This is a genomic window from Haemophilus haemolyticus, assembly GCF_003490595.1.
In the GTDB taxonomy this organism is placed as follows: Bacteria; Pseudomonadota; Gammaproteobacteria; order Enterobacterales; family Pasteurellaceae; genus Haemophilus; species Haemophilus haemolyticus_L.
Map to the genome: position 1 here is coordinate 162,907 of NZ_QQGY01000002.1, position 21,918 is coordinate 184,824.

At 38.9% G+C, this 21,918-nt stretch carries 21 protein-coding genes; 9 read left to right on the forward strand and 12 right to left on the reverse strand.

The genetic code is table 11. The features are described 5' to 3' along the window. Nucleotides 1-29: 29 nt before the first annotated feature. From DV415_RS02370 to dsbC, 4 genes are all read right to left on the reverse strand, one after another. The gene (locus DV415_RS02370) at nt 30-719 is read right to left on the reverse strand and encodes a 5'-methylthioadenosine/adenosylhomocysteine nucleosidase (RefSeq protein WP_118790612.1); all 690 of its coding nucleotides are present in this window, start codon (nt 717-719) and stop codon (nt 30-32) included. Further along, entirely contained in the window at nt 719-1,423 is a 705-nt protein-coding gene (locus DV415_RS02375) for a thiol:disulfide interchange protein DsbA/DsbL (protein WP_118790613.1), read from the reverse strand. Before DV415_RS02375 ends, DV415_RS02370 begins: the two co-directional genes overlap by 1 nt. Next, on the reverse strand, nt 1,416-3,143 hold the full coding sequence (recJ, locus tag DV415_RS02380; RefSeq protein ID WP_118790614.1) for a single-stranded-DNA-specific exonuclease RecJ: 1,728 nt from the start codon (nt 3,141-3,143) through the stop codon (nt 1,416-1,418). Before recJ ends, DV415_RS02375 begins: the two co-directional genes overlap by 8 nt. A 287-nt stretch (nt 3,144-3,430) precedes the next feature. Beyond that, complete coding sequence (gene dsbC, locus DV415_RS02385; protein ID WP_118790615.1) at nt 3,431-4,120, reverse strand: bifunctional protein-disulfide isomerase/oxidoreductase DsbC; 690 nt, start codon at nt 4,118-4,120, stop codon at nt 3,431-3,433. Nucleotides 4,121-4,252: 132 nt separating this feature from the next. Between dsbC and prfB the strand changes: the two genes are divergently transcribed. Together prfB and lysS are read left to right on the forward strand one after the other, a co-directional pair. Further along, nucleotides 4,253-5,351 (forward strand): peptide chain release factor 2 gene (prfB, locus tag DV415_RS02390; RefSeq protein WP_118790616.1). Its coding sequence is split into 2 segments (ribosomal slippage): nt 4,253-4,327 and nt 4,329-5,351, totalling 1,098 coding nucleotides; the frame shifts between segments, so codons are not numbered across the junction. Nucleotides 5,352-5,462: 111 nt separating this feature from the next. Continuing rightward, a complete protein-coding gene (gene lysS, locus DV415_RS02395; protein ID WP_118782386.1) occupies nt 5,463-6,971 on the forward strand; it encodes a lysine--tRNA ligase in 1,509 nt (502 codons plus the stop codon). Between the two features lie 84 nt (nt 6,972-7,055). Here the strand turns inward: lysS and mdh are convergent, their stop codons facing one another. Further along, entirely contained in the window at nt 7,056-7,991 is a 936-nt protein-coding gene (mdh, locus tag DV415_RS02400; RefSeq protein WP_118790617.1) for a malate dehydrogenase, read from the reverse strand. Nucleotides 7,992-8,197: 206 nt separating this feature from the next. Between mdh and argR the strand changes: the two genes are divergently transcribed. Beyond that, on the forward strand, nt 8,198-8,653 hold the full coding sequence (argR, locus tag DV415_RS02405) for a transcriptional regulator ArgR (RefSeq protein ID WP_118790618.1): 456 nt from the start codon (nt 8,198-8,200) through the stop codon (nt 8,651-8,653). After that, entirely contained in the window at nt 8,653-9,543 is an 891-nt protein-coding gene (locus DV415_RS02410; protein WP_118790619.1) for a TIGR01777 family oxidoreductase, read from the forward strand. Before argR ends, DV415_RS02410 begins: the two co-directional genes overlap by 1 nt. Before the next feature lie 66 nt (nt 9,544-9,609). On the opposite strand, the gene purF is transcribed toward DV415_RS02410, so the two are convergent. The 3 genes from purF to yfbV form a co-directional block, all read right to left on the reverse strand. Next, on the reverse strand, nt 9,610-11,127 hold the full coding sequence (gene purF / locus DV415_RS02415) for an amidophosphoribosyltransferase (RefSeq protein ID WP_118790620.1): 1,518 nt from the start codon (nt 11,125-11,127) through the stop codon (nt 9,610-9,612). A 10-nt stretch (nt 11,128-11,137) separates the two neighbouring features. Beyond that, a complete protein-coding gene (locus DV415_RS02420; RefSeq protein ID WP_118790621.1) occupies nt 11,138-11,629 on the reverse strand; it encodes a CvpA family protein in 492 nt (163 codons plus the stop codon). A gap of 86 nt (nt 11,630-11,715) precedes the next feature. Beyond that, on the reverse strand, nt 11,716-12,159 hold the full coding sequence (yfbV, locus tag DV415_RS02425) for a terminus macrodomain insulation protein YfbV (RefSeq protein ID WP_118790622.1): 444 nt from the start codon (nt 12,157-12,159) through the stop codon (nt 11,716-11,718). Between the two features lie 220 nt (nt 12,160-12,379). Here yfbV and DV415_RS02430 point away from each other — a divergent pair, with 220 nt between their 5' ends. Then, a complete protein-coding gene (locus DV415_RS02430; RefSeq protein ID WP_118790623.1) occupies nt 12,380-13,585 on the forward strand; it encodes an acetate kinase in 1,206 nt (401 codons plus the stop codon). Nucleotides 13,586-13,652: 67 nt separating this feature from the next. Further along, on the forward strand, nt 13,653-15,788 hold the full coding sequence (pta, locus tag DV415_RS02435; RefSeq protein WP_118790624.1) for a phosphate acetyltransferase: 2,136 nt from the start codon (nt 13,653-13,655) through the stop codon (nt 15,786-15,788). A gap of 77 nt (nt 15,789-15,865) precedes the next feature. Here pta and smrB read toward each other — a convergent pair whose 3' ends face one another. Then, entirely contained in the window at nt 15,866-16,369 is a 504-nt protein-coding gene (gene smrB / locus DV415_RS02440; RefSeq protein ID WP_118790625.1) for an endonuclease SmrB, read from the reverse strand. Nucleotides 16,370-16,498: 129 nt separating this feature from the next. On the opposite strand from smrB, the gene prmB reads away from it, so the two are divergent. The 3 genes from prmB to DV415_RS02455 all read left to right on the forward strand — a co-directional run bounded on the left by prmB (nt 16,499) and on the right by DV415_RS02455 (nt 19,115). Next, on the forward strand, nt 16,499-17,443 hold the full coding sequence (gene prmB / locus DV415_RS02445) for a 50S ribosomal protein L3 N(5)-glutamine methyltransferase (protein WP_118790626.1): 945 nt from the start codon (nt 16,499-16,501) through the stop codon (nt 17,441-17,443). Between the two features lie 103 nt (nt 17,444-17,546). Next, entirely contained in the window at nt 17,547-18,623 is a 1,077-nt protein-coding gene (locus tag DV415_RS02450; protein ID WP_118794393.1) for an MFS transporter, read from the forward strand. A 99-nt stretch (nt 18,624-18,722) separates the two neighbouring features. Then, nucleotides 18,723-19,115 (forward strand): hypothetical protein, encoded by a 393-nt coding sequence (locus DV415_RS02455; RefSeq protein ID WP_118794394.1) that lies wholly within the window; start codon nt 18,723-18,725, stop codon nt 19,113-19,115. A 56-nt stretch (nt 19,116-19,171) separates the two neighbouring features. On the opposite strand, the gene cysB is transcribed toward DV415_RS02455, so the two are convergent. Genes cysB through DV415_RS02470 form a run of 3 tightly spaced genes read right to left on the reverse strand, consistent with a single transcriptional unit; the run spans nt 19,172 to nt 21,899 of the window. Beyond that, nucleotides 19,172-20,143 carry an HTH-type transcriptional regulator CysB gene (gene cysB / locus DV415_RS02460; protein ID WP_118789220.1) on the reverse strand — a complete coding sequence of 324 codons (972 nt, stop codon included), beginning with the start codon at nt 20,141-20,143 and terminating at the stop codon, nt 19,172-19,174. Between the two features lie 11 nt (nt 20,144-20,154). Further along, on the reverse strand, nt 20,155-21,228 hold the full coding sequence (gene rluB / locus DV415_RS02465; RefSeq protein ID WP_118794395.1) for a 23S rRNA pseudouridine(2605) synthase RluB: 1,074 nt from the start codon (nt 21,226-21,228) through the stop codon (nt 20,155-20,157). A 47-nt stretch (nt 21,229-21,275) separates the two neighbouring features. After that, the gene (locus DV415_RS02470; RefSeq protein ID WP_118794396.1) at nt 21,276-21,899 is read right to left on the reverse strand and encodes an L-threonylcarbamoyladenylate synthase; all 624 of its coding nucleotides are present in this window, start codon (nt 21,897-21,899) and stop codon (nt 21,276-21,278) included. Between the last annotated feature and the right edge of the window lie 19 nt (nt 21,900-21,918).

Here is a 21,918-nt window from a genome sequence, read left to right on the forward strand (position 1 = left end):
GAATTTATTATCTTATTAAAAGATTATTACTACAGTCTATCAATCATCCCCAACACTAACGCCGAAGACTGTTTTGCAGCTAACGGTAAGAACTCTTCAAATGACATACTCGCTTCACCATCTCCTCCATCCGAAATAGCTCGAACCACCACAAAAGGCACATTAAAAGCATAGCAAACTTGTGCAATCGCTGTGGCCTCCATTTCAACCCCCGCCACATTCGGGAAGTCTGCTTTTATTTGTGCAATTTTGTCTTCGCTATTAATAAAACTATCGCCAGAACAAATTAAACCACGTTTTACTGATTGTCCTTGCTTTTCTGCAATTTCTTGAGCAAGGTCAGCTAATTTTTTGTCGGATAAAAATGCCGCGGGATTAGCGGGCAACTGACCTTTTTCATAGCCAAAAGCTGTCACATCCGCATCGTGATAACGTGTTTCATCAGAAATCACAATATCCCCCACTTTTAAGCCTTTTGCTACTCCACCCGCAGAACCAGTATTGATCACAAAATCTGGCTTGGCTAATTGCAACAATGCCGTAGTGCCAATTGCAGCGGCCACTTTGCCAATACCTGATTGCAACAATGCAACATCTTTACCATTAATTTTGCCTTCAAAAATGACCGCACTTGCTACTCGAGTTTCAGTTCTCTCTGCCATTAAATTTTTTAAAATTTCTACTTCTTGCGCCATTGCGCCAACAATTCCGATTTTCATCACTTTTGTTCCTGTTCTATTTTATTTACCAAAAAATCTAGCACAGCCACGCTATAATCATCGTTATAAAGCGTGCTCGCCGTGAGTACATATTTTCCCCCAATGACAACGTAAGGATAGGTAAAAACACCATATTCTTCCGTCAATTCAATCGCATCTTGAATTTGTTCTTTTACTCTTTCTGAATTTTCAGTTTGAATAAATAACGGCTTATCTAGCCCTTGTTCTTCCGCCCATTGTTGAATTTTATTTGTCGCAGACAATTCTGCATAACGGGATTTTTCTGAAGTTTCAAACAATAAAACATTAGATAATTCACCCGCACTTAGTGCTTGCAAGGTATAAAAAATGCGTGCGCTAAACTGACTATCCGCAGTTGCAATAGGATATTGTTCCAACGCAACTTTATTTGTACGCATTTGACTATAAAGCTCCAAAATATCTTGCGCTGACGAACATACACGGCAATCGTAATCCCAAAAGAATTGAATACGTATTTTTTTATCCGCTCTAGGCGCTTGATCAATAGGCTCTTGATAAGAAAAATAATCCCGCCCATCTTCAAAATGCATGACATCAGAAGACGGTAAGTGCGGTGGATTTTGAGTAGAAAATTCTTTTTGATTTACTTCAGCTATAACCGATGATGTAAACCCAAATAAACCTAATACGAATAATCCATAAAATTTCAAAACATTACTCATCAATCGCTTCAATATATTCCACTAAAAGCTGTACATTTCGGTTACCACGAAACTCATTAACATCCAATTTATATGCAAATCTTGCCTGTTTAATTGAAAGATCGGGATACAATCTTGTATCAATATTAAACGCAACTGCATCTAATAAAGGTCCGCCTCGTTTTGGCTCTACTAACATTTTGAGATGGTTTTGATTTTGCCCAATTGCACGTTGGTCTAAAATTTTAAATTCACCATCAAAACAAGGCTCTGGGAAAGCTTGTCCCCAAGGGCCTGCTGATTTTATCAGTTCTGCCGTTTCAAGATTAAATTCATTTGAATTTAATTCACCATCGGTCCAGATGACACCTTGTAAATGTTCTTCATCAAGCCAAGCGGCAACGGTTTGATTAAAAATATGTTGGAAATCGTCAAAGTATTCTTCTCTGAGGCTTAATCCCGCAGCCATCGCATGACCACCAAATTTTAAAATCATATCAGGATGTTGCGAATGAATACGTTCTAAAATATCACGCATATGTAAGCCCTCAATAGAACGCGCAGAACCTTTCAAGATTCCATCACCATCTTTCGCGAAGGCAATCACAGGACGGTGATATTGCTCTTTAATCCTAGATGACACAATGCCCAACACACCTTGATGCCAATCTGGTTGATAAAGTGTAATCCCCGAAGGTAACTCTTTAAAAAGTGCGGTGAGATTTTGGCAAATTTCTAGCGCCTCAAGCTTCATGCCTGCTTCAATTTCTTTACGCATTTGGTTGAGTTGGTCAAGTTCTAACGCTAATTCTCGGGCTTTTAGCATATCGTCCGCCAGTAAAAGCTCTACCCCGATCGACATATTATCTAAACGCCCCGCTGCATTTAAACGAGGCCCGATACAAAAACCGAGATCACTTGAAGTAAATTGCTCTACATTACGGTTAGCCACTTCAGCCAACGCAATAATTCCGGGGCGACAACGTCGAGCACGGATGCGCATTAACCCTTGATAGGCAAGGATACGATTATTTTGATCTAAAGGCACCACATCAGCGACAGTACCCAATGCTACTAGATCGAGCAAGTCAGTAAAATTAGGTTGTGTTTCTGCAGTAAAAATACCGAGTTCACGAAATTTTGCTCGTACGGCTAACATCAAATAAAACGCAACACCAACGCCCGCTAAAGATTTTGAAGGAAAACCACACTGACTTAAATTAGGATTAACAATGGCATCGGCTAGCGGCAAAGTTTCGGGAGGTAAATGATGATCCGTCACTAAAACACGGACACCTTTCTCTTTCAAAAATGCAACGCCTTCAAAAGATGAAACACCGTTATCCACCGTCATTAACAGCTGTACACCCTTTTCAATCGCCATTTCAGCCACTGGAATACTCAAACCATAACCTTGTTCAAATCGATTTGGTACAAGATAATCCACGTCAGCAAAACCAAGTTGTCTTAAAGCAAGCACACTCAATGCTGTACTAGTTGCACCATCAGCATCAAAATCCCCAACAATCACTATTTTTTGCTGTTGTTGGTAAGCTTCCACTAATAAATTTACGGCTTGTTCAATACCATATAGCTGATTTGGATTCAGCATTGATTTTAAAGTGCGGTCTAATTCTTCGGTGTTTTGAATATGGCGTGCGCGATAAAGGCGATCTAATAACGGATGGTTTGAAACAGAATTTCCAATTGGAATTTCACGGCGTTTGATAAGTTTTTTCACTGGATATTAATTCATATCTAAAAGCAAAAAGCTGTTGAAATCAACAGCTCTTTTATCTATACCTTTTCCTGTCGGTCAGGGCTTTTAACCCTGAATGCTGATAGGGGTTAAAAGCCCCACTGACCATTAGTCTAACTATTGTGTCAGCTAAGGATTTTAATAATGCCTAAATTATGTATTTATATCATAGTCTTAGTATTGTTAATGCTTTTAAGCTCCCCAGCATATTAAGCATAACCGACTAAATACAAGGGGTAGGCATCTGCCCCTTGCTTTTCATTATAAAATTATTTCGCTGTTTCTTCAAGTGCGCTCAATAAATCAGCTGGTTTTAAATAACCGCCAATAAGCTCACCCGTTGAGGTAACAATACTTGGTGTGCCATTTACGCCAAATTGCGCGCCTAATTCATAATGCTTTTTCACAACATTTGGGGTTTTAACTTCTTTCGGTAAATTGCCTTTTTCTGCTTCATTTAAAGCAAAAACAGGATCTTTAGCCGTCCAAATTGCTTCCATTTGTTTTGCAGTTTGGTTATTCATGCCCGCACGAGGGAAAGCCAAATAACGCACGGTAATACCAAGATCGTTATATTCTTTTAATTGCTGATGTAATAAATGGCAATAATGGCAAGTAATATCCATAAATACCGTCACAACATGCTTTTCATTTTTAGCGGGATAAACAATCATCTCATTTTTATAAGAATTAAGTTTATCCACTAAAATTTTACCCGCTACATCAACAGGACCATTATTCGTGAGCTCGTAAAGTTTACCTTGGAAAGCATATTTTCCATCTTCAGTCACATAAAGTACGCCTTGATCTGTTACGGCAGTTTTGATACCTGAAATTGGCGAGGATTTCACATCAATATTTGATGCGCCAAGAGACTGTAATTTGCTTTTAATCGTGGCATCATCTGCCATTGCATTAGCCGCAGCCACGCACAAAAGTGCGGTAAAAATTTTCTTCATTTTTTGTTCCTAAATTAGCTTGAGTGAGAAAGTCTAAAATTATAGAGAGATTGCTAATTTCTGCAAGGTCAAACTATCCAAAAATCAGAAAATAGCATATAATTCCACACTTTATCACACAGTGAATTTATTATGTTTGAAATCAATCCTATAAAAAATAAAATCACCGACTTATCCGACCGCACTTCAGTGCTTCGGGGGTATCTTTGACTTCGATGCCAAAGTTGAGCGTTTAGAAGAAGTCAATGCGGAATTAGAACAGCCAGATGTTTGGAATGATCCAGATAAAGCCCAAGCGCTTGGTAAAGAACGCGTTTCTTTAGAACAAGTTGTAAATACCATCAAAAATTTAGAACAAGGTTTAGAAGATGTTGATGGATTATTAGAACTTGCCATCGAAGCTGAAGATGAAGACACCTTCAATGAAGCAGTTGCTGAATTAGATGAACTCGAACAACAACTCGAAAAATTAGAGTTCCGTCGAATGTTTAGTGGCGAACATGATGCTTGCGATTGCTATGTGGACTTACAAGCTGGTTCTGGCGGTACGGAAGCTCAAGATTGGACAGAAATGTTGCTCCGTATGTATCTCCGTTGGGCTGAAAGCAAAGGTTTTAAAACAGAACTGATGGAAGTATCTGACGGTGATGTGGCAGGGTTGAAATCGGCAACCATTAAAGTGAGTGGTGAATATGCCTTTGGTTGGTTACGAACAGAAACGGGGATTCATCGTTTAGTACGTAAAAGTCCATTTGATTCCAATAACCGTCGTCATACATCATTCAGCGCAGCATTTGTCTACCCTGAAATTGATGATGATATTGATATTGAAATCAATCCTGCTGATTTACGTATTGATGTTTATCGTGCATCGGGGGCAGGTGGTCAGCACGTAAACAAAACAGAAAGTGCGGTGCGAATTACCCATATGCCAAGTGGCATAGTTGTGCAATGTCAAAATGACCGTTCACAGCACAAGAACAAAGATCAAGCGATGAAACAATTAAAAGCGAAATTGTATGAGCTTGAATTACAGAAGAAAAATGCAGATAAGCAAGCAATGGAAGATAATAAATCCGACATTGGTTGGGGAAGCCAAATTCGCTCTTACATATTAGACGATTCACGCATTAAAGATTTGCGTACTGGTGTGGAAAACCGTAACACCCAAGCCGTATTAGACGGTGATTTAGATCGATTTATTGAAGCGAGTTTAAAAGCTGGGCTTTAATCATGATTTGCAGGATAAGTAAAGACGCGTTACTTATCCCATCATAGAAATAACCCAAAAGTGCGGTTATTTTTGAAGGTATTTTTAAAGTTAAAATTAAAGGTAAACAACATGTCAGAACAAGAAGTTAAAGAATTAGATCTCAGTGGCGAAATGCTCGTTCGTCGTGAAAAATTAGCCGCATTACGTGCAAAAGGTAATGCCTTTCCAAATAAGTTTCGTCGTGATGCTCTCGCACAAGATTTGCACAATCAATATGATGCAGAAGACGGTGAAATCTTAAAAGAGAAAAACGTTGAAGTACAAGTTGCTGGCCGTATTATGACTCGCCGTGCAATGGGTAAGGCGACGTTTATCACCATTCAAGATATGAGCGGTAAAATCCAGCTTTATGTTGCACGCGATAATTTGCCTGAAGGCGTTTATAAAGATGACGTTGGTACTTGGGATTTAGGGGACATCGTTGGCGTTAAAGGCACTTTATTTAAAACAAAAACAGATGAACTCACAGTGAAAACCACTGAAGTTCAACTTTTAACTAAAGCACTTCGCCCATTACCAGACAAATTCCATGGTTTAACCGACCAAGAAGTTCGTTATCGCCAACGTTATTTAGATTTAATTTCTAACGAAGAATCTCGCCGCACTTTTATTATTCGTTCTAAAGTTGTCGCGGGGATTCGTGAATATTTCATTTCTAAAGGCTTTATGGAAGTGGAAACGCCAATGTTACAAGTGATTCCAGGCGGTGCATCTGCGCGTCCTTTCGTGACTCATCACAATGCATTAGATGTGGATATGTATTTACGTATCGCACCTGAACTTTATTTAAAACGCTTAGTCGTGGGTGGATTTGAACGAGTATTTGAATTAAACCGTAACTTCCGTAATGAAGGGGTTTCTGTTCGCCATAATCCAGAATTTACCATGCTTGAATACTACCAAGCTTATGCGGATTACCATGATTTAATGGATAACACCGAAGAACTTCTTCGTAAATTAGCGATTGATATTCTTGGTACTACCATTGTGAAATACGGCGAATACGAATTTGATTTTGGTAAACCATTCGAACGTATTACGTTACACGATGCAACGATTAAATATGGTGCAGACAAAGGTATCGTAAAAGAAGATTTATATGACTTTGATCGTGCAAAAGCCACGGCAGAACGCTTAGGTATTGAAGTACAAAAATCTTGGGGTTTAGGAAGCATTGTGAACGCAATCTTTGAAGAAGTAGCTGAACATCACTTAATTCAACCAACCTTCTTAATGGCTCACCCTGCGGAAATTTCGCCACTTGCACGTCGTAATGATGAAAATCCTGATGTAACAGATCGTTTTGAGCTCTTTATCGGTGGTCGTGAAATCGGTAATGGTTTCTCAGAATTGAACGACGCAGAAGACCAAAATGAACGTTTTGATGCACAAGTGGCTGCGAAAGAAGCGGGCGATGATGAAGCGATGTTTAAAGATGAAGACTTTGTTGTTGCGCTAGAACACGGTTTACCACCAACAGCCGGCGAAGGTTTAGGTATCGACCGTCTAGCAATGCTTTATGCAAATGCACCATCAATTCGTGATGTGATCTTATTCCCTGCAATGCGTCAGAAATAATAAAGATACAAACAAAAGCCACCATTTGGTGGCTTTTTATCGAAACATGAAAAAGGGAGCTAATGCTCACTTCTTTTTTAATGATTAACCATTAATAAATTTTTCACCTAATTCAATATCTGCACGTAAAGTCGGCAACATATTTTCTAAGGCTTGTTGTTCAAAATTGCTTAATGGGCCAATTGGTAAAATTTCTTCTACACCTTCTTTGCCTAAACGAACTGGTTGAGAGAAGAAACGAGCATATTTACCATCACCTTCAACATAAGTACATTCAACAACTGTCTCTCCGCTTAATCCTTTCACTAAAGAACGAGCAAAACGCGCTGCAGCTTGCGCCATTGAAAGCGTTGCAGAACCACCACCCGCTTTTGCATTGACCACTTCTGTACCTGCATTTTGGATACGTTTTGTTAATGGTTCAATTTCATCTTCATTCCATTCAGCATATTGAACTTGAGAAAGTAATGGAAGAATAGTCACACCGGAGTGCCCACCAATAACAGGAACGCTCGTACGAGAAACATTTAAACCTTTTAATTCAGCCACAAAAGTTTCAGAACGTAACACATCTAAAGTTGTCACACCAAATAATTTTCGTTTGTCGTAAACGCCTGCTTTTTTCAATACTTCTGCAGCAATCGCAACTGTTGTATTTACTGGGTTAGTGATGATACCAACACAAGCTTTCGGGCAAGTAGCCGCGACTTTTTCAATTAAACCACGAACAATGCCTGCATTAATATTGAATAAATCTGAACGATCCATACCAGGTTTACGCGCAACACCAGCAGAAATTAATACAACATCCGCACCTTCAAGTGCTGGCGTTGGATCTTCACCAGAAAAACCTTTCACATTCACTGCAGTTGGAATATGGCTCACATCCACTGCAACACCTGGGGTCACAGGGGCAATGTCATATAATGCTAAATCTGAACCTGCAGGCAACTGAAGTTTTAGTAATAACGCTAATGCTTGACCAATACCGCCTGCGGCGCCTAATACTGCAACTTTCATAAATACTCCTTATGTGTTAGTTAATTTAAGATGACCTGATTTTAAAATTTTCATCTTACAATTACAAACAGAGAAATATCATTCTATGATCTAGTTCACATTTCTGAGGTAATTTTTTCCTTCTCTTTGCTTTTATTCACATTCAAGTTGATGAAAATGAATTTTTATGCAATTCTTATGCAAATTTTTGACTATTGAAAAATAAAATGACTGACAATTTAACTCGCGCTTTTAAAGAATTACTCAATCAAGAACGCTTTGGCTCTCAAAGTGAGATTGTCGATGCCTTAAAAAAACAAGGCTTTACAGGCATTAATCAATCAAAAATATCAAGAATGCTCACCAAATTTGGCGCTGTTCGCACCCGTAATACCAAAATGGAAATGGTCTATTGCTTACCAAGTGAATTAAGTGTTCCTAATACCAGTAGCCCATTAAAAAATCTTGTATTAGATGTTGATTACAATGACATGTTAATTGTCATTAAAACTTCTCCGGGTGCGGCACAACTCATCGCTCGATTACTCGATTCAATTGGAAAATCAGAAGGCATCTTAGGCACTATCGCAGGCGATGACACAATTTTTATCACACCAACGCGTGGTACAAAAATTGTCGATTTACTCAAAAATGTCCAACGTTTATTTGAAAACGCGTTGTAATGAACATTTTATTAACTGGAGGCACTGGGCTTATCGGCAAAGCACTTGTTGAACAACTCTGCTTACGCAATGAACAAGTGACGATCTTAACGCGCTCAAGTACGCCGCAAACTATCTCAAAGCCAAAAAACATCAAATTTATTACCGCACTTTCCCAACTAGATTTACAAGAACAGTTTGATGCTATCATCAATCTTGCTGGCGAGCCGATTTTTCATAAAGCTTGGACGACAAAGCAAAAATCTATTTTACGAGAAAGTCGTTTAAGCCTAACTACTCAACTAGTAAAATTCATTAATCAATATCAACAATACCCTATTTTTATTTCAGGTTCAGCGACTGGAATTTATGGCGATCAAGACGAACAAAAAATTACCGAAATAAGCAAAACAGCAAAAACCTTCACCGCTCAATTATGTCAAGATTGGGAAAATATTGCGCGACAAGCTGATGCAAGAGTTTGTTTGATTCGAACAGGCATGGTCTTTTCTAAGAAAGGAGGCGCACTAGCTCAAATGTTGCCTCTATACAAATGGGGACTTGGCGGTAAACTGGGCAATGGAGAGCAATATTTCCCTTGGATTGCTTTAGAAGATATAGTAAATGGCATTTTATTTTTACTCGATCATTCCGAATGCCAAGGCTCATTTAACTTCACTGCCCCTAATCCCATAAAACAATATAAATTTAACCGCACTTTGGCTCAAATATTAAAACGTCCTGCCTTTGCAACCATTCCTAAATGGGTATTACATTTCATTCTTGGCGAAAGAGCGAATCTATTACTCGAAAGCCAAAATGTTGTGCCTGAAAAATTACTCAACGCCGGATTCCAATTTAAATATTCTGATTGCGAAAACTATCTAAAAGATATCCTAAAAAACAAATAAAAAAATCACCGCACTTTTTTAATGCGGTGATTTTTTATCAGACTAAATATCTCGCCTTATCGCCATTTATTGTTCATTATAAATTTCAAGATTAGATGCTTGTTTTTCTCGTTTTTTCTTTGCACTATCGTTCCGTTGACTTGCGATTTTGTCCAAATATTCTGGCGTGATGTCACCTGTAATATATTCGCCTGTGAACACCGAACAATCAAATCCTTGAATAACTGGATTTTCCAATTGAACTGATTCAGTAAGTGCGGTCAGATCTTGGAAAATTAATTTGTCCACACCAATCAAATGTGCAATTTCATCAATATCTCGACCGTAAGCAATCAGTTCATCACTGCTCGGCATATCAATACCATATACATTCGGATAACGAATTTCTGGTGCAGCAGAGGCAAAATAAATTTTCTTCGCACCAGCTGCTCGAGCCATTTCAACGATTTGCTCAGAGGTTGTGCCGCGAACGATAGAATCATCCACCAATAAGATGTTTTTATCTTTAAATTCAGCTTTGATGGTATTCAATTTGCGACGAACAGAACTAATACGCTGTGCTTGTCCTGGCATAATAAACGTACGACCAACATAGCGATTTTTCACAAATCCTTGGCGATAAGGTTTCCCTAGTACACGAGCTATTTGTAACGCAATATCTGTGGAGGTTTCAGGAACGGGAATCACCACATCAATATTATCAATTTCATCCGCCCATTCTTTTGCAATTTTTTGTCCAAGTTTTTCGCCCATATGAACACGTGCAGCATAAACAGAGACGCCATCAATTGTTGAATCTGGACGTGCAAAATAAACATACTCAAAAATACAAGGATTTAACACCGCACTTTCGGCGCATTGCTGCGAATAAAGCTCGCCATCAAACGTCACATAAACGGCTTCACCCGGGGCAATATCACGAACAAAGTCAAAACCCACAATATCTAAGGCTACTGTTTCAGAGGCAAACATATACTCAGTTTTGCCATTTTCTTCGCGTTTACCCAACACTAAAGGACGAATACCAAAAGGATCACGAAACGCAACCATGCCATACCCAATAATCATCGCTAAACAAGCATAAGCACCTCGCACATCGTTGTGAGTTTTACGAACGGCATAGAAAATATCTTGTGGGTCAAGGTGAGCTTGAGAAATATGATCGAGATGGTTAGCGAGAATATTAAGAAGAAGTTCGGAATCTGAATTCGTGTTTACATGGCGGCGGGCTGTTTTAAAGACTTTTTCTTTTAACTCCACTGAGTTGGTTAAGTTGCCGTTATGCACCAAAGTGACACCATAGGGGGAATTCACATAAAAAGGCTGCGCCTCTGAGACGCTAGAACTCCCCGCTGTAGGATAGCGAACATGCCCTAATCCAGCATTTCCTTGCAACCGTAGCATATGCTCTTGACGGAACACATCACTCACTAAACCATTAGCTTTACGTAAGCGAAAACGGTTTTCATCATCAACCGTCACTATGCCCGCAGCATCTTGCCCACGATGTTGCAAAAGAGTTAATGCTGCATAAATAGATTCATTAACCGGACTTTGACTAACAATACCGACAATACCACACATTTTGTGTTCCTTATTGATTAAGCGTTGAATTTAAAAAACTTGAACTAGCCTGAAGTTGTTGAAAGAACCATTCAATAATAAAACCAAAGTGCGGTATTAATTGAGATTCTTTCCACCAATCAGTTTGTTCAAAATTGGTGAAGGTATCCATGAAAAATAATAACGCAGCCACAATCAGTGCACCGCGCACTAAGCCAAAAGCCGCACCTAACACACGATCGGTGCCACTTAAACCCGTCTTATCTACTAATTGACTAATCACATAATTTACTATGGCGCCCACAATTAAAGTCAGTACAAATAAAATCCCGATTGCGGTTCCATTACGAATATACATTGATTCAATTTGCGTAAGATAAGCGGCAAGATAAGGATAGAACTGGCTTGCTACAATAAATGCCACAACCCAGCTACCGAGCGAAAGCACCTCGCGCACAAAACCGCGTAATAAACTGACAAGAATGGAAAAAGCGATAATGCCAATAATAATGTAATCGATCATTAAAAAATCTCTCAATGAAAAACGGCCGTTTAAAACGACCGAGGTATTCTACAAAAATAAAGCCAAAAAGAAAACGTTTGCGTAAACTAAATTTCCTGCCAAAAAGCTCGTTCAAATTTGCTTTGAGCTTTCTTTAAGACTTCTGCTAAATGTTGGTATGTCGGTTGATCTTGCACAAGAGGCAAGGGTTCATGTCGTTGTTTTAAGCGTTCGCAAATATCATAAAACCATACCGCACTTTGATTTTCTAACGGCGTATTCGCACGCTTACCAAGCCAATAAAGACCTTGAAAAGGAATAAGTAAGGCAAAAAGTGCGGTCAAAATTGCAATAGAAAAGGCCATCAAATCATTTCTTGCATAAATCTGTTGCCACACCACTGCAAATACAGCAACAAAGGGCATGAATTTTTGTGCAAAATTCGTGGCTTTCATAATGCGGTTTTCTGGGAAAATAATCCCTAACTTAGCCTCCTGCGGCCAAGTATTAAGATAAATTTGTCCCTGTTTTAAAATGGAAAAAAATGCCATAAAAACACCTTTAAAAAACAACCGCACTTATCATACCCCAGTTTGCCTGAAATTGTCACCTTACTGAAAAAGTTTAATTTTTCAAAAAGTTCCATAAATCCTTGTCTTTTTATGCTGAGATGAATTTATTTTGTTTATCAAAAGGTGTATCCTATGCTAGATCTTTTCAGTCCATCTACAAGGTGGATTTCCATTAACTTTAATCAAATATAGGGTTCCCATGTCAAAACTTGTTCTTATCCTTAACTGTGGTAGTTCTTCACTAAAATTTGCAATTCTTGATCCTGCAACAGGTGAAGAAAAATTATCCGGCTTAGCGGAAGCATTTTTCTTACCAGAAGCGCGTATCAAATGGAAACTCAATGGTGAGAAAGGTAACGCAGATTTAGGCGCAGGCGCAGCGCATACTGAAGCGCTTAACTTTATCGCGTCTAATATCATGACAGATGAGCTTAAAAACTCTATCGCGGCAATTGGTCACCGTATCGTACATGGTGGCGAAAAATACACCCAATCTGTTATCGTCACTGATGAAGTCGTTAAAGGTATTGAAGATGCTGCACAATTTGCGCCACTTCACAATCCAGCGCACTTAATCGGTATTCGCGAAGCATTCAACGCATTCCCGCACTTAAAAGATAAAAACGTGGTAGTTTTTGATACGGCATTCCACCAAACCATGCCTGAAGAAGCATTCCTTTATGCCCTTCCATACTCATTATATAAAGAACATGGCGTTCGTCGCTACGGTGCACACGGTACTAGCCACTACTTCGTTTCTCGTGAAGTCGCTGAATATGTAGGCAAACCGGCAGACCAAGTCAATACAATTATTTGTCACTTAGGTAACGGTGGTTCTATTTCTGTTGTGCGTAACGGTAAATGTATCGATACATCAATGGGCTTAACTCCGTTAGAAGGTTTAGTCATGGGCACTCGTTGTGGTGATATCGACCCTGCAATCGTATTCTACCTATACAAAACTTTAGGTATGTCTATGGAACAAATCGAAGAGACTTTAGTGAAAAAATCTGGTCTTTTAGGTTTAACTGAAGTAACGAGCGACTGCCGTTATGCTGAAGATAACTATGATGACACATCTAAACCAGAAGCAAAACGCGCTTTAGATGTATACAGCTATCGTTTAGCAAAATATATCGGTGCTTATATGGCTGTATTAGGTGATGATCACTTAGATGCAATTGCTTTCACTGGTGGTATCGGTGAGAACTCAGCACACGTTCGTGAATTAGCATTAAATCACTTGAAATTATTTGGTATTAAAGTGGATAACGAACGCAATCTTGCGGCACGTTTCGGTAAAGATGGCGTAATCACCACTGATGATTCAGCATTTAAAGCGATTGTTCTTCCAACTAACGAAGAATTGGTTATCGCACAAGATACCGCAAAACTTTGTTTCTAATTCAACGACAAGCTGCCGAATTTTTCGGCAGTTTTTATTTATAACATATACACATTAAGGTTTAACTATGTCTCGCACGATTATCCTTATCCCTGTAAGCACAGGCGTGGGTTTAACCAGCATTAGTCTGGGATTAATCCATTCTCTTGAACAAAAAGGCGCAAAAGTTGCTTTTATGAAACCAGTTTCTCAACCAAGCACTGGCGAAGATAAATTGGATCGCACAACTTCTATTATTCGCACTAGCACTAGCCTTGAAACTTCTGAACCGTTTATGTTAAGCGTAGCAGAATCATTAATTGGGCAAAATCAGTCTGATGTATTGTTAGAAAAAATTGTGGCAAATCACCAACAATTAACTAAAAACAACGATATCGTTGTGGTTGAAGGCTTAATTCCTACAAGAAAACACGGTTACGCAAATAGCATCAACTATGAAATTGCACAAGCATTAGATGCGGAAATCGTATTAGTTGCAGCACCTGCAACTGAAACCCCAACCGAATTAAAAGATCGTGTAGAAGCAGCAGCCTCTTTATTTGGTGGGAAAAACAATCCAAATCTTTTAGGCGTGGTTGTAAATAAATTTAATGCACCCGTTGATGAATCTGGTCGTACACGCCCTGATCTTGCTGAAATCTTTGATTCATTCCAACATAGCCATGCATGTGAAGCAGAAGTAAGCAAATTATTTGCAAATAGCTCAATCAAATTATTAGCTTGCGTGCCTTGGTCTGCAGATTTAATCGCAACACGTGCTATCGATTTAGTGAAATACTTAGGTGCATCCATTATCACTGAAGGAGATATTAACCGTCGTATCCGTGGTATCACTTTCTGCGCAAGAAGTTTACCAAATATGGTTGAGCATTTCCGTGCAGGCAGCTTATTAGTCGCTTCAGCAGATCGTCCAGATGTAGTTGTAGCAGCCGCTCTCGCAGCGTCAAATGGTATTGAAATCGGCGGCCTTTTATTAACTGGCGGTTACAAAATTGATGCTCAAATCAATAAACTTTGCCAACCAGCTTTTGAAAAAGCAAAATTGCCAATCTTCCGTATTGAAGGTAATACTTGGCAAACAGCATTAAATTTACAAAACTTTAATCTTGAAGTGCCTGTTGATGATAAAGAGCGTATTGAAAACATCAAACAATACACTAGCCAGCACTTTAATTCTAACTTTATCAATAACTTAGTTGCGGATTCTACTCGTTTACGTCGTTTATCCCCACCAGCATTCCGTTTCCAATTAACCGAACTTGCTCGTGCAGCGAAAAAACGCATTGTGCTTCCTGAAGGTGATGAACCTCGTACAATCAAAGCTGCCGTACTTTGTGCAGAACGTGGCATTGCAGAATGTGTGCTTTTAGCAGATCCAGCATCCGTTCAACGTGTAGCTGAAGCACAAGGTGTTAAACTAGGTAAAGGTATTACAATCATTAACCCAGCAGACGTTCGTGAAAACTATGTTGCTCGTTTAGTTGAATTACGTAAAGCAAAAGGTATGACTGAAACTGCTGCACGTGAACAACTAGAAGACACCGTAGTACTTGGTACTATGATGTTAGAAGCAAATGAAGTGGATGGTTTAGTATCAGGTGCCGTTCACACAACTGCAAACACCATTCGCCCACCAATGCAAATCATCAAAACTGCACCAGGTAGTTCTATTGTTTCTTCTATCTTCTTTATGTTATTACCAGATCAAGTGCTTGTTTATGGTGACTGTGCGGTAAACCCAGATCCAACTGCAGAACAACTTGCTGAAATCGCAATTCAATCTGCGGATTCTGCGAAAGCATTTGGTATTGATCCAAAAGTCGCGATGATTTCTTACTCAACAGGTACATCTGGTAGCGGTGCTGATGTAGAAAAAGTGAAAGAAGCAACTCGTATTGCGAAAGAAAAACGTCCTGATTTATTAATCGATGGTCCATTACAATACGATGCGGCTGTGATGGAAGATGTGGCTCGCTCTAAAGCACCAAATTCACCAGTAGCAGGTAAAGCAACAGTATTCGTATTCCCTGACTTGAACACTGGCAACACTACTTACAAAGCAGTACAACGTTCTGCAGATTTAGTGTCTATTGGTCCAATGCTTCAAGGTATGCGCAAACCAGTCAATGACTTATCTCGTGGTGCCTTAGTTGATGATATTGTGTACACAATTGCCTTAACCGCAATTCAAGCGACACAATAGTTCAAGTAAAAACATAAAAGAAAATACCGCACTTTGCCACTGGCAGTAGAAGTGCGGTATTTTTTTATAACGTTTTTTTACAAATCAACTAAAATCAAAATTGCGGCTTCACCGCCCCATTCTCTTGGCGCTTGATGTAATGCCCGTACTTTAGGATGCTGTACTAGCCAACGTGGAATTTGTTTTTTCAATGTAAAGGTGCCATAGCCCGTCATGATGCTGGCACAATCAACATGCTCATTTTCACAAGCCAGTAAAAGTGCGGCTAATTCTAGCTTAGCTTGTTCACGGGTTAAACCATGTAAATCTAAAAACAATTCTGGCGAAAAATCTCCACGACGAAGTTGTTTTAATAAATGGGAATCTTCCCCATCACGTAAATATTTCACAATACCATCATGCTCATTCAGTAACGGCTCATATTCATCAGAAAAATAGAATAATGTATCTTCTTTCGCTCGTAATTCTTTCAATTCTATTTTTTTCTGATCACGTTTTTGGCGGGGGGCAACAAAAGTATCTTGTTTAATTGGCTTAATGCCTTTAGTTTCCGCACGGAATAAATCAAATTCGTCTTGCATTTTTTCTCATTAATTTCAAATTTTGCGTATCATATCATAGTTCTACATTCTCATCTGTGGTATAACTACGCCAAATTTTCATATCGAATTTTATGCTAACTTTTCTACTCACTTTTATGGAGAAATGCGATGGAAACCTCACATAACCAAGAATTAGTTGCAACTATCTTGGAAGATAATGTTGCAAACGAACTGCAAACCATCCAAGATTTTCTGCGTTGGACGTATAGCATTCTCAATCGATCTGATATTTACTTCGGGCAAGGGCACGATAATCCTTGGGATGAAAGCCTGCAACTCGTTTTAAGTGGCTTACATTTACCCATTGATTTACCTACCGAATTATTTAACAGTCGATTAACCCCATCTGAAAAAGAAACCTTAGTTCAACTTGTATTAACCCGAATCGAACAACGCGTACCGGTGGCATATTTAACAAATAGCGCTTGGTTCTGTGGTCACGAATTTTATGTAGATGAACGAACTATTATTCCGCGTTCTCCAATTAGTGCGTTAATTCAAGATCGCTTTGAAGATTTAATTTCACAAGAACCAAATCATATTCTCGATCTATGCACAGGCAGCGGTTGTATTGCCATTGCTTGTGCTTATGCTTTCCCGAATGCGGAAGTAGATGCGGTAGATTTATCGGTTGATGCACTTAATGTCGCGGAGATCAATATTTCACGCCATCAATTAGAACATCGCGTATTCCCGATTCAGTCAAACTTATTTGAAAATATTTTAGGACAAAAATACGATCTTATCGTGACCAATCCACCTTATGTGGATGAAGAAGATCTCGCCGATATGCCAGAAGAATTCCATTTTGAACCAGAGTTAGCCTTAGGTTCTGGCCATGATGGCTTAAACATTACCAAACAAATTTTAAAACAAGCGCCAGATTACTTAACCGAAAATGGCTTGTTGGTGTGTGAAGTGGGCAATAGCATGGTGAGCTTAATTGAGCAATATCCAGATGTACCATTTGAATGGGTAGAACTTAAAAATGGCGGGCTAGGCGTATTTGCTATTCAGCGTAAAGATTTAGTGAAATATCACGATCTGTTTTAATCTTTCAAGTGCGGTAAAATTTTAATATCAATTTCAACCGCACTTATAAAACTCATGGCGCTCGTTATTCAACGCGTGCTTTTCTTTTTTATCATTTGACTCTATGAATTTACAAAAACTTTTACTTACTCGGCGTTTCTTTTCCACCCTTGCATTTTTTTCTGTGCAAACGGTATTTCTGATTTATCTACAAAGTAAAGGATTGAGCAACAGCGAAATTGCCTTTTCCTTATCACTACTCTTTTTCTCAAACCAAGCCCTTTCCATTCTTGCTGGTATTTGGGGCGATCGTTATGGTTTAGCCAAAATAATGTTGCTCGGCTGTTTTTTAGATGTGATAGCCTATATTTTCTTTCTCGCGGCAGATAATTATTTATTACTTCTTATTGCGACCACTTGTTTTGGTTTAGGTAGTTGCTTATTTGGAACCAACGCCAAAGCCTGTTTGCTTGTGCTGGCTGGGGATGAATACAAAGAAAAAACTCGCTTGCAAGGGAAATATCTAAAAGTGACCTCCATGTCATCCATGTTTGCGCCGCTTTTAGTCATCCCATTTATTAAATACGAACATATCGACTTGCTCATTTGGGTCTGTTTTTCAATGGAAGCCATATTATTCACCTTAATGGTGAAACCTTTCTATCAAATTCAAACCCTACAAACGTTGGTAAAATTTCGCTTTACACAAATCAAAGAAATTATTACAAAAGAATTTCTCATGGTGCATTTAATGCTATTTTTACCTCTTGCCATTGCGAGCTCTTTCTTTGTCATTTTCCCATTTTTATTTAACAATAAACTTGGCATGCCTGAACATTCACCGATAGCATTATTTGGCAATGGCTTACTCACCGTGCTATTACAAAGCTATTTTTCCCGAAAAATTAATTTAACGATCAAACAAGCCGCATGGGTTGCCCCTCTGTTGGCTATTGGAATTATCGTGCCTTGGTTTATCACCTTACGTTATCTTTCCGTATTTTCCGCCTATGCCTATCTTGTCATTTTTACCGTCATTGAAGTGTATGCCCTCACGGCGATGGCAAACTTATTAGTAAAATTTGATAATGGCACCAATCGTGGCTTTATTTTTGGCGCATCAAGATTATTACTTTCTATCGCGACAGTGATCGTCATGAACTTGGTACCACATTTATTTTTATTGCAACAAGTGCATTAATCAAATAGCACAATACACCTTTATACATAAATAAATTGCTCTTATTTACGATGTAAGTTAGACTGAGGAACGCTATAAATTCAAGAATAAGGAGATACCATGTCATTTTTAGCTAAGACCCTCGGTGGATTATCAAAAGCTTACTATACTCGACAATTTCTATTTGGTTTAATATTCTTTATATCTATAGTTGCTATAAGCTATAACGGATATAATTACACTGGGAATACATCCATTCTTGTAACAAATGTAATCCTAGGATTAATCTGCTTATTATTATATCCTTATTCTCGATTCGTTTATGAAAGTATTATCGAATATATTTTAGGTGATAATGTTTTTTTCGTTAATGCACCTTTAATGCTTGTAACAAAACTAATCACAATGGCGATTTGTTTCATATTCTCAATTTTTATTGCACCAATTGGCTTAATATATCTTTATTTTTATCATTCAAAACAAGAAAAACTTCAAAATCAGAATGAACAATAAGAGTAAGAAAGGACGTTTAACGTCCTTTTCTCTATCACTTAATTTCAACAATTAATTTATCTAACGTCTAATTTCACGTTATCAAATAATTTTTTCACTGAATTATTATCACGCAAACGCTCGGCTTTTTCCACGACGCTACGAGTTAAGTGCGGTGAAAAATATTCCATGAAATCGTACATATAATTACGTAAGAACGTGCTATGTTTAAATGCAATATTCGTCATACTCGGGCGGAATAAATGACTTGCATCAATCGCCACAAGATCTGTATCTGATGGCGTATGAGCCATAGATGCCATAATGCCCACCCCTAAGCCTAAGCGCACATAAGTCTTAATGATATCGGCATCCGTAGCCGTAAAGACTATATTCGGCAAAATTCCTGCGCTATTAAATGCATAATCTAAATCAGAAACACCTGTAAAACCAAAAGTGTAGGTTACAAGTGGATATTTACCTAATTCCTCAATCGTCAATTCTTTCACTTTGGCAAGTGGATGTTCTGGCGTAACAATCACTGCACGATTCCACCAATAGCATGGAATCTGAACCAAATCATCAAATAAATAAGGCGCTTCGGTAGTAATCGCCAAATCCACCTCTCCCGACATTAATGCATCATGAATTTGTGTTGGCGAACCTTGGTGAATATGCAAACTCACATCAGGATATTTTTTAGAAAAACGTTCAATCACGCTTGGCAGCATATAACGTGCCTGAGTATTTGTCGTCGCAATACGTAATACACCGTGATTCGGCTGAGTATATTCATCGGCAACGGCACGGATACCTTGCGCTTTAACAAGTAACTCGCGTGCAATCGAAATAATCTTTTTCCCAGCTGGCGTAATTGATTTTATATGCTTGCCATGACGCTCAAAAATTTCTAGACCTAATTCATCTTCCAGCAACCGCACTTGCTTACTAATTCCAGGCTGTGATGTATAAAGCGCATTAGCCGCTTCAGTTACATTTAAATTATGGTTAGCAATTTCAACAATATAGCGAAGTTGCTGCATTTTCATAAAAAAATTCCTTATTTTTTATAACGTTTGCTAAGTTCAGAATAACGTTTTACCGCTTTACGAATTTGTCCTGATTTTGGACGACGACGTGGCTGTGTAACGTCTAATTTCGTTTCAGTCTCAGCCGGTAATCCCACCAGTTCACGCAAGTAATTGACATTTTCAAGATCCATTTCTTCCCAGCCACCACGAGGCAAACCTTTCATCAGTTTGATATTTCCGTAACGAATACGAATCAAGCGGCTGACTTGAATCCCTTGAGATTCCCATAAACGGCGCACCTCACGATTACGTCCTTCCATCAAGGTTACGTCATACCATTGGTTAATACCCACTCCACCTGTAAATTTAATTTCTTTAAAGTTGGCTGGGCCATCTTCAAGCTGAACGCCCTTACGTAAACGCGCTAACATTGCGTCATCCACTTGACCAAATACACGCACGGAATATTCACGTTCCACTTCACGGCTTGGGTGCATTAAGCGATTTGCTAATTCGCCATCAGTGGTAAAAAGCAACAAACCCGATGTATTAATATCTAAACGCCCCACCGCAATCCAACGAGAGCCTGTTAAACGCGGCAAACGATCAAACACTGTGGCACGCCCTTCTGGGTCGCTACGAGTACAAAGTTCACCTTCAGGTTTGTAATACATTAACACGCGGCAAATTTCTTTTTGTGCGTGGCTAAGATTTATGATTTGACCATCAATACGCACTTTCACGCCAGAATGTACGTCAATACGATCGCCTAAAGTCGCAATTTTACCCTCTACGCTCACTCGGCCTTCGGCAATCATTGTTTCAATTTCACGACGAGAGCCTTGTCCAGCACGCGCTAAAACTTTCTGTAATTTTTCGCCCTCTGCTTTCGGTTGATTCGAGGCTTTTACAACAGGTTTCGCTTTTGGCTTAGATAAAAATTTGTTGTCAGAATTAACCGCACTTTTTTTCGTATTTGCTATTTCTGCGCGTGCAGTACGAGACACTGAACGTCTATCATTTTTAGCTGAAAAATCACTTTTCTTTGCTGAATCTTTGGAAAAGTGCGGTTGTCTTTGAGTTTGTTTTTGACTAGGTTTCATTGTTTTCCTTAAATAATGGAAAGGTCGCTTTCACAAGCGTCTATAAGTTAAATAAAAGGAGCAGTACTTCCACTTCCTTCGCGCAAAATTACTGGTGATTCTTCCGTTAAATCCACCACTGTTGTAGGCTCTTGCCCTAAATATCCACCATGAATAATTAAATCGACTTGGTGCTCCAAACGATCTCGAATTTCCTCAGGATCAGATTGCGTGGTATGTTCTTCACCTGGCAACATTAACGAACAAGATAAAATCGGCTCACCTAAGGCTGAAAGCAAATCTAAAGCGATTTTATTATCTGGTACGCGTAAACCAATAGTTTTACGTTTTGATGTCATTAAACGACGCGGTAATTCTTTCGTTGCAGTAAGAATAAAAGTATAACGCCCTGGCGTATTATTTTTAATCAAACGATACGCAGTATTGCTCACCGTTGCATAAGTTGAAAGTTCCGACAAATCACTACACACCAACGTAAAATTATGTCCTTCAGGCAATTTACGAATCGCCACAATGCGATCCATTGCATGTTTATCGCCCATCATACAACCCAAGGCATATCCCGAATCCGTCGGATACACAATCGCACCGCCTTTTTGTAAAATCTCTACGGCTTGATTAATCAAGCGCGCTTGTGGATTTTCAGGGTGGATATAGAAAAATTGGCTCATGTGTTTCTTCCTTAAAAAG